Annotated in this window: 16 protein-coding genes; 11 read left to right on the forward strand and 5 right to left on the reverse strand. The window is 29.5% G+C overall.

What is annotated here, in order from left to right:
* Positions 1-57: 57 nt before the first annotated feature.
* Positions 58-1482 carry a YfcC family protein gene (locus tag AC4PG3_RS04435; RefSeq protein WP_492197864.1) on the reverse strand — a complete coding sequence of 475 codons (1425 nt, stop codon included), beginning with the start codon at positions 1480-1482 and terminating at the stop codon, positions 58-60.
* Positions 1483-1497: 15 nt separating this feature from the next.
* On the reverse strand, positions 1498-2685 hold the full coding sequence (locus AC4PG3_RS04440; RefSeq protein ID WP_492197865.1) for a M20 metallopeptidase family protein: 1188 nt from the start codon (positions 2683-2685) through the stop codon (positions 1498-1500).
* 560 nt (positions 2686-3245) lie between these two features.
* Here AC4PG3_RS04440 and AC4PG3_RS04445 point away from each other — a divergent pair.
* From AC4PG3_RS04445 to AC4PG3_RS04465, 5 genes are all read left to right on the forward strand, one after another.
* Complete coding sequence (locus AC4PG3_RS04445; RefSeq protein ID WP_492197866.1) at positions 3246-4883, forward strand: McrB family protein; 1638 nt, start codon at positions 3246-3248, stop codon at positions 4881-4883.
* Positions 4861-7236, forward strand: a complete 2376-nt coding sequence (locus AC4PG3_RS04450; RefSeq protein WP_492197867.1) for a DUF2357 domain-containing protein — start codon at positions 4861-4863, stop codon at positions 7234-7236. The genes AC4PG3_RS04445 and AC4PG3_RS04450 overlap by 23 nt, the downstream gene beginning before the upstream one ends.
* Before the next feature lie 255 nt (positions 7237-7491).
* On the forward strand, positions 7492-8235 hold the full coding sequence (locus AC4PG3_RS04455; protein WP_492197868.1) for a hypothetical protein: 744 nt from the start codon (positions 7492-7494) through the stop codon (positions 8233-8235).
* On the forward strand, positions 8193-8648 hold the full coding sequence (locus AC4PG3_RS04460; RefSeq protein ID WP_492197869.1) for a protein-export chaperone SecB: 456 nt from the start codon (positions 8193-8195) through the stop codon (positions 8646-8648). Before AC4PG3_RS04455 ends, AC4PG3_RS04460 begins: the two co-directional genes overlap by 43 nt.
* Positions 8641-9375: a hypothetical protein gene (locus tag AC4PG3_RS04465; protein WP_492197870.1), complete on the forward strand. Its 735-nt coding sequence runs from the start codon at positions 8641-8643 to the stop codon at positions 9373-9375. Before AC4PG3_RS04460 ends, AC4PG3_RS04465 begins: the two co-directional genes overlap by 8 nt.
* Positions 9376-9536: 161 nt before the next feature.
* On the opposite strand, the gene tnpC (AC4PG3_RS04470) is transcribed toward AC4PG3_RS04465, so the two are convergent.
* The gene (gene tnpC / locus AC4PG3_RS04470) at positions 9537-11096 is read right to left on the reverse strand and encodes an IS66 family transposase (RefSeq protein WP_492198183.1); all 1560 of its coding nucleotides are present in this window, start codon (positions 11094-11096) and stop codon (positions 9537-9539) included.
* Between the two features lie 354 nt (positions 11097-11450).
* Here tnpC (AC4PG3_RS04470) and tnpA (AC4PG3_RS04475) point away from each other — a divergent pair, with 354 nt between their 5' ends.
* From tnpA (AC4PG3_RS04475) to tnpC (AC4PG3_RS04485), 3 genes are all read left to right on the forward strand, one after another.
* On the forward strand, positions 11451-11831 hold the full coding sequence (gene tnpA, locus AC4PG3_RS04475; protein WP_492196142.1) for an IS66 family insertion sequence element accessory protein TnpA: 381 nt from the start codon (positions 11451-11453) through the stop codon (positions 11829-11831).
* A gap of 2 nt (positions 11832-11833) precedes the next feature.
* Positions 11834-12190 carry an IS66 family insertion sequence element accessory protein TnpB gene (tnpB, locus tag AC4PG3_RS04480; RefSeq protein WP_492196141.1) on the forward strand — a complete coding sequence of 119 codons (357 nt, stop codon included), beginning with the start codon at positions 11834-11836 and terminating at the stop codon, positions 12188-12190.
* A 129-nt stretch (positions 12191-12319) separates the two neighbouring features.
* Positions 12320-13879, forward strand: coding sequence for an IS66 family transposase (gene tnpC, locus AC4PG3_RS04485; protein ID WP_492198183.1), 1560 nt, complete (start codon positions 12320-12322; stop codon positions 13877-13879).
* A gap of 57 nt (positions 13880-13936) precedes the next feature.
* Here tnpC (AC4PG3_RS04485) and tnpB (AC4PG3_RS04490) read toward each other — a convergent pair whose 3' ends face one another.
* Positions 13937-14203, reverse strand: coding sequence for an IS66 family insertion sequence element accessory protein TnpB (gene tnpB, locus AC4PG3_RS04490; protein ID WP_492197871.1), 267 nt, complete (start codon positions 14201-14203; stop codon positions 13937-13939).
* A gap of 2 nt (positions 14204-14205) precedes the next feature.
* Positions 14206-14586: an IS66 family insertion sequence element accessory protein TnpA gene (gene tnpA, locus AC4PG3_RS04495; RefSeq protein ID WP_492196142.1), complete on the reverse strand. Its 381-nt coding sequence runs from the start codon at positions 14584-14586 to the stop codon at positions 14206-14208.
* A 275-nt stretch (positions 14587-14861) separates the two neighbouring features.
* Here tnpA (AC4PG3_RS04495) and AC4PG3_RS04500 point away from each other — a divergent pair, with 275 nt between their 5' ends.
* The 3 genes from AC4PG3_RS04500 to AC4PG3_RS04510 are packed head-to-tail and all read left to right on the forward strand — an operon-like array spanning position 14862 to position 16261.
* On the forward strand, positions 14862-15071 hold the full coding sequence (locus AC4PG3_RS04500; RefSeq protein WP_492197872.1) for a helix-turn-helix domain-containing protein: 210 nt from the start codon (positions 14862-14864) through the stop codon (positions 15069-15071).
* A 10-nt stretch (positions 15072-15081) separates the two neighbouring features.
* On the forward strand, positions 15082-15681 hold the full coding sequence (locus AC4PG3_RS04505; protein WP_492197873.1) for a DUF1819 family protein: 600 nt from the start codon (positions 15082-15084) through the stop codon (positions 15679-15681).
* 1 nt (position 15682) lies between these two features.
* Positions 15683-16261, forward strand: coding sequence for a DUF1788 domain-containing protein (locus AC4PG3_RS04510; RefSeq protein ID WP_492197874.1), 579 nt, complete (start codon positions 15683-15685; stop codon positions 16259-16261).
* Positions 16262-16270 lie beyond the last annotated feature (9 nt).

Below are 16270 nucleotides of genomic sequence, written 5' to 3' on the forward strand. Positions count from 1 at the left end.
AAAAATTTCGTAGCTAGGATTCAAGTAAGAACTTTGATTTATAATTCAGTTAAATAATTAAAATGGTCCCCAATTTATTGCTACACCTATTATGGTGAAAATCCATCCAACAACAGTAATTTTTAATATAGCAGGTAATATAAATTTAAACCAACGATCAAAAGGTACTCTTGAAACTGCCAACATGGCCATTAATCCACCTAATGTTGGATAAAGAAGGTTAGTTATACCATCACCAACTTGGAAAGCTAGAGTTGCAGTCTGGCGAGTCATATTAAGTAAATCACCTAAGGGTATCATTATAGGCATAGTAGCCATGGCTTGTCCACTTCCTGAAGGAATAAAAAAGTTAATTATTGCATGAACTACACTCATCAAGACTGAAGAAACCATTGTAGGTAAATTCTGTAAAGGCATTGATAAAGCATATATGACAGTATCACTAATGTTTCCGTTAATTAAAATTATAGAAATAGCTCTTGCAAGACCTACTATTAAAGCACCAGAAGTTACTTCAGAAGCACCTTTGATCATCGTTTTGACATAATCATCTGGCTTTATCTTAGCTACAATACCTACTAGAATTGAACCTATAAAAAATGTAGTTGTAATTTCTCCTAAATACCATTTATATTTTAGTGTACCAAAGATTACTACTCCAATTGTACCCAAAAGAACAGCTATTACCGCTTTATGTGTCCCTGTCATTTTGTAATCTTCTAGCTTTTTTGAAAGGTTTAATCCTTTAGAATCAACATCTTTTACTAAACTAGCACTAGGATCAGATTTGATTTTTTTTGCATATTTTGAAATAGCAAATGCTAAAACTGCCATTGAAGATAGTGAGTAAAGAGATCTAAGCGCAAACCCAGAAAAAACAGGTAATTCTGCAATTTCATGAGCTACTCCAACAGTATAAGGATTTATAGGAGAGGTAGCAAATCCAAGACCAATACCGCCTATTGTCATAGCTGCTCCCACCATTAGATCATACCCAAGAGCAAGGGATAGTAGAATTCCAATAGGGACAATAGCAATATTATTTTCAAAACCAACAACAGCACCAAGTAGACCAAAAACAAATGTTACTATCCAAATTAAAAGAGTATCGGAGATATTTTGGCTTCGTATTTTTCTGACACTAACAGCAATTCCATTTTCTAATGCACCAGTAGTATCTATAACTTTAAAAAATGCACTAGCTATAAATACTATAACCATTATATTAGCTGAATCTACCAAACCCTGAGGAATAGATTGAAACATATCAAATATACCTACTGGAGTTTGATCTATATAGGAAAAGCCATTAGGATCAACGACTGACCTACCATTAACATCCATTCTTGCAAATTCACCTGCAGGTATAATATAAGTGAGGGCAGTAACTACAACTATTATCATAAATAATAGTATATAAGGATGTGGCATTTTTTTGTACCATTTCTCTTTGCTGTTTTCCGTAGATTTATTTTTTATCATTATATAAATTCCCCTTTATTTGATTTTATTTAGATAATCTATAGCTATTTGAGCCATAGATTCAGATAAAAGTAGTAAATTTGAATCTTCAAATCTGAATTTTGGATTATGATGAAGAATTGTTTCCTCATTTTCAGGAGTTATACCAATAAAGTAATATACTGAAGGAACTTCTTGTGCAAAATATGCAAAATCTTCTCCTCCCATATTTGCTTCTTTTTGTTTAAATACATTTTCTTCCCCAATTAATTTTGATACGGATTCTGTTGCTAACTTTACCATTTCCTTATTATTAATAAGGGGAGGAAAGCGTTTTGTATATTTAAATTTATAATTAGCTCCAAAGGGTTCAGTTGTAGATTTTAATATTTCCTCAATTTTATTTGGTATAGAATCTCTTAAATCCTTGTCAAAAGTTCTTACAGTTCCTTTTATTTCAACTTCACTTGGAATTATATTGTAGTTTTCACCTCCGTGTATAGAACAACAAGATATTACAGCAGGTTTTAAAGGATTCATTCTTCGGCTTATAATTCCTTGGATACTACAAATTGCTTGAGAGGCAATTAAAACTGGATCAATAGATAGATGGGGTAGACCTGCATGTCCACCTTTTCCGATTATTTTAAAACTAAAAACATCTGGTGATGCCATCACTGGACCTTCTTTTATATGAACTTCACCTTCTGTAAAGTCACCCCATAAATGGCAACCTATAGCAGCATCAACACTTGGATTAGTCATAATGCCTTGATCAATCATAGGTTTTGCTCCACCATCAGATTCTTCAGCAGGTTGAAAAACCAGTTTTATATTCCCATTAATATCCTCCTTCATATCATTTAGAATCATTGCTGCTCCTAAAACCCCAGCGGTATGCCCGTCATGACCACAAGCATGCATTTTTCCATTTGTTTTTGATTTGTATGGAACGTTCACATCTTCGTCAATTTCTAAAGCATCCATATCTGCTCTAAGTAGTATTGTTTTTCCTGGTTTTCCACCTCTTATCAACCCTATTACACCAGTTTTAGCAATTTTTTCTTTTACTTCTATTCCCATATTTCTCAATTCGCTTGCTACAAGTTCAGATGTTTTGTACTCTTGAAAAGCAATTTCAGGATGCATATGAATTTTATGTCTAATTTTTACAATTGCATCATAATGTTTCTTGCCAAGAGCTTTAATTGTTTTGGTAGTCATAAAAAACCTCCTTTTTTATTTAGATTTTAATTTATAAAATAGCGCAACGATATATATTGCAATTTATATGCCAAATAAAATAACTAATATTCACCATATTCAATCAAAAACACATTAAAATTCTAGCTAAAGTGGACATACATAAATACAATTTGTCCACTTTAGCTAGAATTAGACTAGTAAATTTATAATATTATTTTAAATCTTTATATGTTTTATTCCGATTAACTTTAAATTTGTTTGGTATATAAATGTAGGGATAGAGGGTTTTCTTATACTAATTTACTTATTTACACAAAAGAAAATTCACAAGATATTTAGAATAGCTTATGGCTTTGTCAACAATCTGAGTCTTGTTAGTATAAAATAATGAGATAATTTAAATTTACCATTGAAAGATACATAAAGTAGAAGAATTTACTAATATATATCCTAAGAAGGAAACTTTGTAGAATAATTTTTAGGAAAAAGAAGGAGATTTAAGGAGTTATGTCGAATTATATATGTACGATAAAATAAAGATAATAATTATAAAAATATAAAATAGGTAGTGATTTAATATGAAAGAAATAATGCATGTAATACTCAAATATAATGACAATGTATATAATATAAATACTATAGAAAAGCATAGAGAAGTAATAGATAAAAATGGAAAAGTGATATGGGGAGTTATAAAACCGACAATTAAAAGTCCTAAAATAGGCAAAGACAAAGTTAATAGAATAAAAAATCAAATTTCTGATGGGCATGATATATATGTGTTTTTAGTTACAGGAGGAGAAATAAAAGCTAAGGCTAAAGTTTTTGATATACTTTCTAACTACGAAGTTAAAGAAAAAGATTATCTTATTCCTGAGTACTATAAACAAGATATAGATAGATGTGTAGCAGGATTTTTGATTGGAGAAATGGAACATATAGATGAGTCAATAATAAACAACTTAAAAAGATATGATTCTGAAAATGGAAAAGTTGCACTTGGAAATCAAACCAATCCATTATATGTTTCTTTTAAACAAAAAAATAACCAATCACAAATAGAAATCAAAAAAATAGAGGTTACAGAGATGAGTAATAAAGACACAAAAGCTTTGCTTAATCATGTAAGCAAATATATAAATTCTAAGGGGTTTGTTTTTTCTTATGAAGATATATGTAATTTTTACCTTAGCTTAAAAACAAAACCATTCGTAATTTTAGCGGGAATAAGCGGGACTGGAAAGTCAAAGTTAGTTAAATTATTTGCTGAAGCTTTAAAATCGACAAGTGACAATGGGAGATATAGAATAATAAGCGTAAAACCAGATTGGAACGACAGCTCCGAATTATTTGGATATAAGAGCATAAATGATGAATATATTCCAGGATCATTATCAGATATCATATATGAAGCTTCAAAACCAGAAAATATAGATAAGCCATACTTTATATGTTTAGATGAAATGAATTTAGCTCGTGTAGAGTATTATCTAAGTGAATATCTAAGTATAATTGAATCGAGATCGTTTAAAGAAAACAATAGAATACAAACAGATAAAATATTTCCTAAAGAATATTTACCTTCCAACAATAAATACGCAGATTTAAGATTTCCAGAAAACTTATATATTATCGGTACAGTAAATATGGACGATACTACATTTTCTTTTAGTAAAAAAGTATTGGATAGAGCAAATACTATTGAATTTTCTGAAGTGAGATTAGAAGAACTAGATTTTGATACAGAATATAGTACCACAGTAGAAGCTAATAACAGTATATTAAAAACGAGATTTATATCTATTAGAGATGCTTTAAATAAAGACAGAGAATATGTAACTAAAACAAACTCAAAAATCATTAGAATTAATGAAATATTATCATCTGTGAATAATCATTTTGGATACAGAGTGAGAGATGAAATAATATTTTATATGTTAGAAAACAAATTAAATGATCTTTTAGATGAAGATATGGCATTAGATTATCAAATACTGCAAAAAATACTACCAACTATTAATGGGGGAGATTACTTTATCAAAGAAATACTTATAGAACTCTATAACTTTTGTAATCCTAAAGGAGAAATATCTGGAGAGCTAAATTATATAGAAGATGGAACAAATAACTTAGATACTGCTAAATATATCAATAGTGCCAAAAAGATATTGTTAATGTTAAGGAGTTTTGAAAATGGATTTGCATCGTACTGGTAAGACTGAGAAAAAAATAGAAATAGAAAGCGAAGATTTTACCTTAAATATATCTGGCGATATATGTGATGAAAAGAATAAACAACTTAAAATAAACAGAAATATTCCAGCAAGATTTCAGATTAATAAAACTATATATAGAAACTTAAAAACAAAAACAATAACTGACTTTGGAATATTAGTTGAAAACAATGGTTTTTCAATGAAACCGAGTTTCTTTGAAAATGGATTATATCAATTAACCCTTCAGATGAAAAATAGAGACAAGTATCAAGTTTATTATGGGGGAATTAATATATCAGAGGAATTTATTGAAATTGGAGATATATTAATAGGAAATATAAGATTTTCAGCAGATATTGGATATACAAATATAGATATTATAAAAAATAATAAAAAAGCATTAAGTTTCACCATAGAAGTTTTTCCTTCAAAATTAGATTATTTAAAAGATTACAGAGAAATGATCAAAGAAATAAACGAAGAAATTTCAGCATTAGCTTTTAAAACTATAGATATAACTTACTTGAATACTGCATTAAGAGATGTACCTTATCAGACTAATAATGAATTTTTGAGAATACTAGAGCATATATTTGAAAAACTTATAAGTTCATTAGAAAGAATAGAAAAAAACTTTAATCACAACATTATAAGCTATAATAGGATCAGAGATACAAAAAGAGCAAAGCGAATCTCTAATTCAACGAGATCTTATTTAAGAAATAATTCTAAACTATTAATTGAATCGGATAAAGGATTTATCAATATAAATGGAAAAAATTATTATCCAGAAAAAGTAATAGAAGAGAAAAAAGTAACTACTATCGATATATTTGAAAATAGATTTGTAAAATATATGATTCAAAGAATAATAAAAAGACTAGAAGAAATAGAAAAAATATTATTAAAAAATGAACTCAGAAAGAAACAATATATAGATTTTATACATGAAAAAAAGAAAATTCTACAATTACATTTAAATAAGTATTTCCAAAATATTAGTAACATCAATGGCAATAAAAGTATGAGCTTAGTCTTTAAAATGGGATCTGGATATAGAGAAATGTATAAGAAATATGTAATGCTTAATAAAGGACTAGATTTAGGGGATGATCTATTTAAAATAACGCCTAAAAAACTTTACTCTTTATATGAAATGTGGTGCTACATTAAGATTCACAAGATACTATCTGATTTAGGATTTGAAGTAGAGCAATATGGGATATTGGAATATAAGGATAACGGAATGAATTTGACTTTAACGCAAAATTCTCAGGCTAAAATGATATATAAAAATCATAAAAACAAACTTGAACTGTGGTACAATAAATCCTACTTTATGCCTACAACAGATCAAAGGCCAGACACTGTACTTCATATCAAAAATTTAAATGATAAATCTAATAGAACATATATATTTGATGCAAAATACAGGGTTAATGTTGATAATGGAAAAGTAGGGCCTATGATTGAAGATATAAATGTGATGCATAGATATAGAGATGCAATAGTTTCTAAAATGAGTGATGAATTCCAATATAAATATGAGACATTTGGAGCATATGTAATGTTTCCATATGGTGATGAAAAGGACTTTATAAACCATAAATTTTACAAAAGCATAGAAAAGGTAAATATAGGAGCTTTTCCCATGTTACCAGGCAGTACAACTTTGATTACAAATCATCTAAAAAATATAATAGATCAATCAGATTTAGAAGCTAAGAACAAGAGGATTTTAGTAGATGAATATGATGATTATGCTAAATTTAAATTTGAAAATGTTATGGTAGTTAATGTAAAAGATAAAAAACATTTAAAAGCATACAAAGACAATAAATTTTATCATATACCAGAAAAAAGACTTTCGAATATTAGAATAGGAGTAGACTATTTAGCATTTTATCAATCTAAAAAATCCTTTGGCGAAGAAGGTGGAATAAAGTATTTTGCTAAAATTAAAAATATAGATAGGTATAAAAGAGGAGAATGTAAATCTATTCCAGTTAGAAAAGGATCAGAAAAACAGATATATCTAAGATTTGATTTATATGATATAAAAGAGATAAGTCATATAAAACCAATTCAAGCCGGAACACAACTTGTATCTTATACAACCCTTTATCTATTAATAAATGCAGAAAATATGCATGAGTTAAAATTAAGTAGTAATTTAGAAATAGAAGTCTATAAAAAACTTAAAGATATAGCAAAGGAGAAGAATTGGACTGTCAGAAAAGAATTTAATCAATATTTAATAAACAGAAATAGAGTTGAAATTTTAGAAGGCAAAAAAGTTAGAATTAATGGTAAGTTAACGAGATTAGATGATGTTGAAAGGAGACTGTTTTAGAGAGAATATAATTGTAGAGTATTAACTAAAATAAGTTATTAAGTTACTAGCTATTACTGTGGGCTATGTAAATTCAAATTATATATAGAATTAAATAGAATAACAATAAAAGTGTTTGAAAAAAAATTCAATTAAGTATATACTGTTAATAGTATACATTTTTAAGAAATGATTATTATTAGTAGTTTTGGATAACAATATTAATATAATTAATATTAAAACTTGATAACATATGGAATTTTAGGGAGTGATGAAATGAATAAACTCATATTAAATATAGAAACATGGTTTAATTCAGATGAAAAACTAAAAATTGAATTTAAAAACCATGAAGAAAACTTTGAGAATTACTCCATAGATAGAGAACTTTTCCTATATGATGAGTATATTGTTAGAGAAAAGCTGATAAATGACTGTTTAATATCTTACTTTAAAAGAATAGAGCAATATGTAAGTGTTTATATTGAAAACTTTAAATTCCATAACTATTCAAACTTCATTGATATCACTGAAAATATTAATAATGATGAAATTAAATGTTTTTTAGAATGGTTAAAAGAAGAAAGTATAGACAATATTAAAAGACTTATTCAGGAATCAAAAAAATATAATGTAAAACACTTATACAGTGTAATTAGATATTATGATTTCTTAATTAGAAGTTCTTTAGAAAATGGAAACTATGAAGCAACTTTAGATTTTTTAGTAGAGTTTATTGATAATGTAATTGATAGAACTTTAGAGTTGTCAAATAAAGAGATATATGATCAAGTAATAAGTAGTGAAGATACCAACCCTAATGTACCTGAAGCAAATATACCTATTAATAGAGAATGTTTAATAATTAATTCTGAGGAACACTTACTAAATAATTTTGAATGTAAATTGAAGTCTGCTAATAAGCAGACTTTTCTTTTAAAAACAATAGATTTATTTAAGTTTGGGAGGAGATTAAAGTGGACAAGGTTTCAAACAAACAACATCATAATATTCAGTTAAAATCTGTAAGAGTTGTTTCAATAAATTCTTTTGTAAGTTCAGATTTTAATGATAATCATGATAAAGAAAATATTAATGTAGAAACAAGTGTAGGTAATTTTGGAGAAGTTATTAGTGAAATAAAAGGAAAGACTTTCTTAAAAACAAAGGTAAAGGGAACAAGTGAAGAAAAAACTTTTTTCGAAATAGAAATAGTATATGAAGCAATCTGTGAAGGTATAAAACCAATAGATAAGAAAGAATTTGAGTTTTTCTTAGAAGTTCAATCAATTCCAATGTTGTGGAGCTATTCAAGAGAGACTATAAATAATATTATGTTAAAGATGAACTTAAGACCTATTTTGCTACCTGTATTAAACATCACTGAAATAATGAATGAAATAAAAAAGTCAAGAGAACAACTTAATGAATAATAGCAAAATCAATGACAGTTGTAAAGTAGAATTTGAGGTCAAAGATTTCTTAGAACATGATATGAAATATTTTGATAAAAAAGCTAGAAACATAGCTTATAATGTTTATAATAATCCTAAACTCTTAAGTTTATTAAAAGAATTTTTGTTAACCTTTATAGATAACATAGATTTTGATAAGAGATATAAAAAGTGGAAAAAGGAACTTCCAGACCTTCAACTCTTACATGGGCAAGAAGTGTTAGATAACTTTTTAGATGAATTATACCAGTCGTTTAAGTCAATAAAAGCATCTCATTTGAATAAGTTTAGGGGGCTTGTTTTTGAATATTTACTAGAAATTCATTATAAAAGCATATATAGTGGGGAGAGCGATAAAATATGTTTTGGGTGCATGGTTAAAATCAATGAAAAAGACATAATATATAATTGTAATGAGGATAAGAGTAAGAGTAGAAAGACGGTGGATATAGCAGCTTATAATAGCCTTGATTCGAGATTTTATGAGCTTAAAGTAGGGCCTAAAGGTTTTGATAGACATGTGATTACTTATTTAAATATATTAAAGTATGAATTAGACAAAAATAAAGTTAGCGAAAATATTACTGTAGGTTGCATGACATTAAAATCCAAAAGCACCTTAAAAATAAAGTTTAAAGCCGAGAAGTTAAATTATAGTGAACTAGAACTTAATGGGTTTAAAGAAATACAAAATATGATTATATAGCAATGAATTTATAAATTTTTCATAGGAATATATTAAACAGAGGGCCTAATTAAAGAAAACGGGCTCTTTTTTATATTATTATATCTATTAATTGTAAGCGTTGAATAAAAGATGTATTGTATAAATATAGGGATATCGGTATGATATCCCTATAATAGTATTTATTCAGATTTACATGATTTTTGGACTAAATCATCCCAAGGCATCATTAGCTCTAGGATTTTAGGATTGGTTTTAAGATTGGATCCTGGTAATATTGACAGGATGTATTCTAAATATTTATAGGGGTTTAGTCCATTTGCTTTTGCTGTTTCTACTAGGGTGTAGACACAGGCACTTGCGTAGGCACCTTTTGGACTTCCGCAGAAGGTCCAATTTTTTCTACCTACTGTAAATGGTCTTATACTGTTTTCTGCAATATTATTGGATATGACACAGTTTCCATCTTCTAAGTAGGTTTCTAATTTTTCTTTATGATTTAGAGCATATTGTAATGCTTGTCCTATTTTAGATTTGGGAAGTACTTTATCATTATTATTTTCTACCCATAACCAAAAGGCCTCTAGAAGTGGTTTTTCTTTTTCTAGACGCTTAATTTTTCTTTTTTCTGGAGTGAGATCTTTAAACTTTCTTTCCCAATCAAAGAGTTTATTACAATATGCTATTCCTTTTGCTGGTAGACTTGCTTCTTCACTTTTTACATCTTTTGGAAGGGCATCTTTAAAGTATCTTCTAAGATGGGCCCAGCACAAACATTGGTGGATATCTTTTACCTTGTTATATCCTGAATATCCATCTGTATGGAGGTAGCCATTGAATCCTTTTAGGAAATCCTTGGCATTGTCTCCTGTTCTACCAGGTGCATATTTAAATATTCTTATTCCTCTCTTTGCATTAACTGAAGTAGAATACACCCACATATATGATTTTGTGGTATTTTTCTTACCTTCTTCATTTAATACTTGAACTGGAGTCTCATCAGCATGTAAATATTTATCTTTTAATAGTTCTTCCCTTAGCTTTTCTACTATGGGATTTAACCATTCTTCTGATGTTTTAATTATCCAGTTGGATAGGGTTGCTCTACTTATGGGAAAGCCCATCTGTTTCCAATCTTTTTCTTGCCTGTATAGTGGTACTGACTGTACAAACTTTTGATACATGGTCCAGGCTACTGATGATGCTGTGGCATAGGAATGCTGAAGTACAGGCTCGGGTGTATTTGGATTAAAGATTCCAGGTCTTCCTTCTTTTTTACATGTTCTACACTCATAATTTTCTTGATATATATTAATTACAGATATTTCTGCCGGTATGTATCTGATTTCTGATCTTACGAATTTTCTTCCTACAACTGAGAGTCTCTTTCCATCAATTGGGCAGATTTGCTGGGATTCTTCCAGCCTAAATATTTGATCTTGGCTAGGTAGGTTTTTAAACAAGTCTTTTCTCTTGTAGCCTTTTCTAGTTCTTTTAATAGGCTCTTCAAATGGAACAGGTTCTTGTATAGAGAAGTCGGCTTCTTTTTCAACTTCGTTAAATAGACCTAATTCCATATCATTAATGATTAATTGGCCGTCTATGGCAGAAGTCTTTTCTGTCTTTCTTCCATAGAGTTTCTTAATTAGGTATTCCATATTTTCATTAGCCTTTTTCAACTCTTCTCTAAGGCCTTCTATGGTTTTATTCTGTAATTCAATTGTATCTTGAAGTGTCTTTATCAAAGAGTTTTCATTCATTGGAATTTAGCCTTTCTAATATGTTTTATTTAAATATATTATATCATTTTCCTAACCTACAAACAACAAAAAAATACTTGAAACTATGTAATTTTGAGCAGTTTCAAGCATCTATATTATCCTTTTGTTATCTATCTTTTGAATGACCTTTTTTTGATCAATTGATAAACCCTCTATTAGCCATCTATATTGCTGAGGAGTAATTTCCCTAACATCTTCTGTAAGCGATCAATAATCCCATGGATTCACAAATGTTACGTAACATGAGATAATACTCTCTACAAAGTACTTTTAAAGTTAACAAAGTAACTTTGCCAACATTGAAAGTGTAGGGAGATGATTAACATTACAACTATGAAAGCTACTAAACATGAAATACTTAAGGCTCAATGGTCGGAAATCATTAAAAGGCATAGTGAAAGTGACCAGTCCATAAAAGAATGGTGTGAAGAAAATGATATTTCAAGAACCAAATTCTACTATTGGCAGCGAGTAATCAGACAAGAAGCCCTAATTAAAGCAGGAACACTAGCTGTTACAGGTCAAACTCAATTTATAGAAGTTAAGCCAAGTGAAGCTAAAGCCAATATAGTAGGATCTAAATCTAACAATAAAGGTATCTGTGCTATCTTGCGCTCAAATGGAAATGAAATTGAAATTCTAAATGGGGCAGATCCAAATACATTAGGTATAGTAATTAATTTAATTGGTAAATAATCATGAGAATTAAATTTCCGGATGATATACGAATATACATTGCCTGCGGTAAGACTGATATGAGAAAATCAATTGACGGTCTTTCCGCTATAGTATCTCAAAACTTTAAGCTAAATCCATTTGAAAATGCGCTTTTCCTCTTTTGTGGAGGTAAAAGAGATAGGATAAAAGCGTTGCTTTGGGAGGGAGATGGATTTCTTCTTCTCTACAAAAGGCTTGAAGGCGGGGTGTTTCAGTGGCCAAGAACTGAAGAAGATGTTAGGGAAATTACTCCTCAGCAATATAGATGGCTAATAGAGGGTTTATCAATTGATCAAAAAAAGGTCATTCAAAAGATAGATAACAAAAGGATAATATAGATGCTTGAAACTGCTCAAAATTACATAGTTTCAAGTATTTTTTTGTTGTTTGTAGGTTAGGAAAATGATATAATATATTTAAATAAAACATATTAGAAAGGCTAAATTCCAATGAATGAAAACTCTTTGATAAAGACACTTCAAGATACAATTGAATTACAGAATAAAACCATAGAAGGCCTTAGAGAAGAGTTGAAAAAGGCTAATGAAAATATGGAATACCTAATTAAGAAACTCTATGGAAGAAAGACAGAAAAGACTTCTGCCATAGACGGCCAATTAATCATTAATGATATGGAATTAGGTCTATTTAACGAAGTTGAAAAAGAAGCCGACTTCTCTATACAAGAACCTGTTCCATTTGAAGAGCCTATTAAAAGAACTAGAAAAGGCTACAAGAGAAAAGACTTGTTTAAAAACCTACCTAGCCAAGATCAAATATTTAGGCTGGAAGAATCCCAGCAAATCTGCCCAATTGATGGAAAGAGACTCTCAGTTGTAGGAAGAAAATTCGTAAGATCAGAAATCAGATACATACCGGCAGAAATATCTGTAATTAATATATATCAAGAAAATTATGAGTGTAGAACATGTAAAAAAGAAGGAAGACCTGGAATCTTTAATCCAAATACACCCGAGCCTGTACTTCAGCATTCCTATGCCACAGCATCATCAGTAGCCTGGACCATGTATCAAAAGTTTGTACAGTCAGTACCACTATACAGGCAAGAAAAAGATTGGAAACAGATGGGCTTTCCCATAAGTAGAGCAACCCTATCCAACTGGATAATTAAAACATCAGAAGAATGGTTAAATCCCATAGTAGAAAAGCTAAGGGAAGAACTATTAAAAGATAAATATTTACATGCTGATGAGACTCCAGTTCAAGTATTAAATGAAGAAGGTAAGAAAAATACCACAAAATCATATATGTGGGTGTATTCTACTTCAGTTAATGCAAAGAGAGGAATAAGAATATTTAAATATGCACCTGGTAGAACAGGAGACAATGCCAAGGATTTCCTAAAAGGATTCAATGGCTACCTCCATACAGATGGATATTCAGGATATAACAAGGTAAAAGATATCCACCAATGTTTGTGCTGGGCCCATCTTAGAAGATACTTTAAAGATGCCCTTCCAAAAGATGTAAAAAGTGAAGAAGCAAGTCTACCAGCAAAAGGAATAGCATATTGTAATAAACTCTTTGATTGGGAAAGAAAGTTTAAAGATCTCACTCCAGAAAAAAGAAAAATTAAGCGTCTAGAAAAAGAAAAACCACTTCTAGAGGCCTTTTGGTTATGGGTAGAAAATAATAATGATAAAGTACTTCCCAAATCTAAAATAGGACAAGCATTACAATATGCTCTAAATCATAAAGAAAAATTAGAAACCTACTTAGAAGATGGAAACTGTGTCATATCCAATAATATTGCAGAAAACAGTATAAGACCATTTACAGTAGGTAGAAAAAATTGGACCTTCTGCGGAAGTCCAAAAGGTGCCTACGCAAGTGCCTGTGTCTACACCCTAGTAGAAACAGCAAAAGCAAATGGACTAAACCCCTATAAATATTTAGAATACATCCTGTCAATATTACCAGGATCCAATCTTAAAACCAATCCTAAAATCCTAGAGCTAATGATGCCTTGGGATGATTTAGTCCAAAAATCATGTAAATCTGAATAAATACTATTATAGGGATATCATACCGATATCCCTATATTTATACAATACATCTTTTATTCAACGCTTACCATCTTCTTCAGTTCTTGGCCACTGAAACACCCCGCCTTCAAGCCTTTTGTAGAGAAGAAGAAATCCATCTCCCTCCCAAAGCAACGCTTTTATCCTATCTCTTTTACCTCCACAAAAGAGGAAAAGCGCATTTTCAAATGGATTTAGCTTAAAGTTTTGAGATACTATAGCGGAAAGACCGTCAATTGATTTTCTCATATCAGTCTTACCGCAGGCAATGTATATTCGTATATCATCCGGAAATTTAATTCTCATGATTATTTACCAATTAAATTAATTACTATACCTAATGTATTTGGATCTGCCCCATTTAGAATTTCAATTTCATTTCCATTTGAGCGCAAGATAGCACAGATACCTTTATTGTTAGATTTAGATCCTACTATATTGGCTTTAGCTTCACTTGGCTTAACTTCTATAAATTGAGTTTGACCTGTAACAGCTAGTGTTCCTGCTTTAATTAGGGCTTCTTGTCTGATTACTCGCTGCCAATAGTAGAATTTGGTTCTTGAAATATCATTTTCTTCACACCATTCTTTTATGGACTGGTCACTTTCACTATGCCTTTTAATGATTTCCGACCATTGAGCCTTAAGTATTTCATGTTTAGTAGCTTTCATAGTTGTAATGTTAATCATCTCCCTACACTTTCAATGTTGGCAAAGTTACTTTGTTAACTTTAAAAGTACTTTGTAGAGAGTATTATCTCATGTTACGTAACATTTGTGAATCCATGGGATTATTGATCGCTTACTATTAATTCATTTTTAAAGAGCAAATTTTGCAATTCCATATTCCTCATTAATAGCTACTAACCTTTGCAAAAACAAAAATAACATTTGAGAAGTCGATAGCTATATAATATAATATTATATAGCTAATATAGAAAAACTCACTAGAAAGAGGTGGTTTTATGCGTGTGAATTACAAACCTTTATGGAAATTATTGATAGATAAGGATATTAAAAAAACAAAAATGGGGGAAGCTATAGGAATTAGTACAAGTACACTATCAAAACTCAATAAAGATGAATATGTATCATTGGATGTTTTGGTTAGGATTTGCAATTATTTAAAATGTCAGCTTAGTGATATTTGTGAAGTGTTATTAGAAGAAAACTAGAGGTGAAAAGATGAAAAGTCTAGAATACAGTGCTGGAGCTGTAAGCAAAGGGTTTTGGTTTCAAGAGTTTAAAAAATATAATGAATTGCTAGTAAAAGGGCTTGAAGATAAAGAAATAAAAAAAAGACAAGAAGAAGAAAACATATTTTTAGCTCCATCAAAAGCTTATGGCAAGAAAATGATAAACGAAGTATCAAAAAGGACTAAAGCATTGCCTGAAGAAATAAAGAATATATTTAACACATTGCCAGTTTCAGATCAAAAGCTAATAAATATATTAGGACTAATGATGACAGATAGGTTATTCTTTGAATACATGTATGAAGTGTATAGAGAAAAAATCATAATAGGAAAATGGGAATTTGATAATAGCGATACACGAATATTTATCAAAAACAAATCTGAACAAAGTGAAAAAGTATTAAATTTCACATCACAAACAAAAAAAAGATTGGCAGGAGCTTATAGAACATATTTAAAAGAAGCAAATCTTTTAACAGAAGAGAATGATTCATTCATAATAAAGAAACCAATTTTAGATATTAATCTGGAAAAAGAAATGAAGAGCAAAGAACTCTATCCTTTTTTAAGAGTTTTTTTGGGGGAATAAGATGAAAACATTAGATGAAAGACTTAGAGAGATAGAAGACAGGATAAGTGATGAAAATTTCATAAAAAGCAAAGGACTTAGCAATGAAGTAGGATACTATATATTTGACTATCCAGCTAAAGAAGAATTAAGAATAAGAGATTATGTAGAAAATTTAAAGAAAAGAAATACAGAAAACTCACAAGGATATAAATTAAAAATATATGATATATATGATATCATGATAGATTTAATAGAAGAAGAAGGACTACTAGAAGATTGTATAGAAATGGAAGAAAATGAGGGATTAGATTATCTGATTTCAGCAGTAAATGATCTATTAAGAATAGATTATGATGATAATTATTTCAACAATTATATAGAAAAGAATACACCAGATAATTCAGTTGTATTTATTACAGGAGTAGGAAAAATCTTTCCATTTGTAAGATCTCATGGAATTTTAAACAAGCTTCATCTAGTATTTGATAGAGCTCCAGTAGTGCTTTTTTATCCAGGTGAATATGACGGCCAAAGTCTTGTATTATTTTCAGAATTTAAAGACGAAAACTATTATAGAGCATTTCCACTTATAATATAGGAGGAGTAT

This window comes from Tissierella sp. QWL-11 (assembly GCF_058683765.1).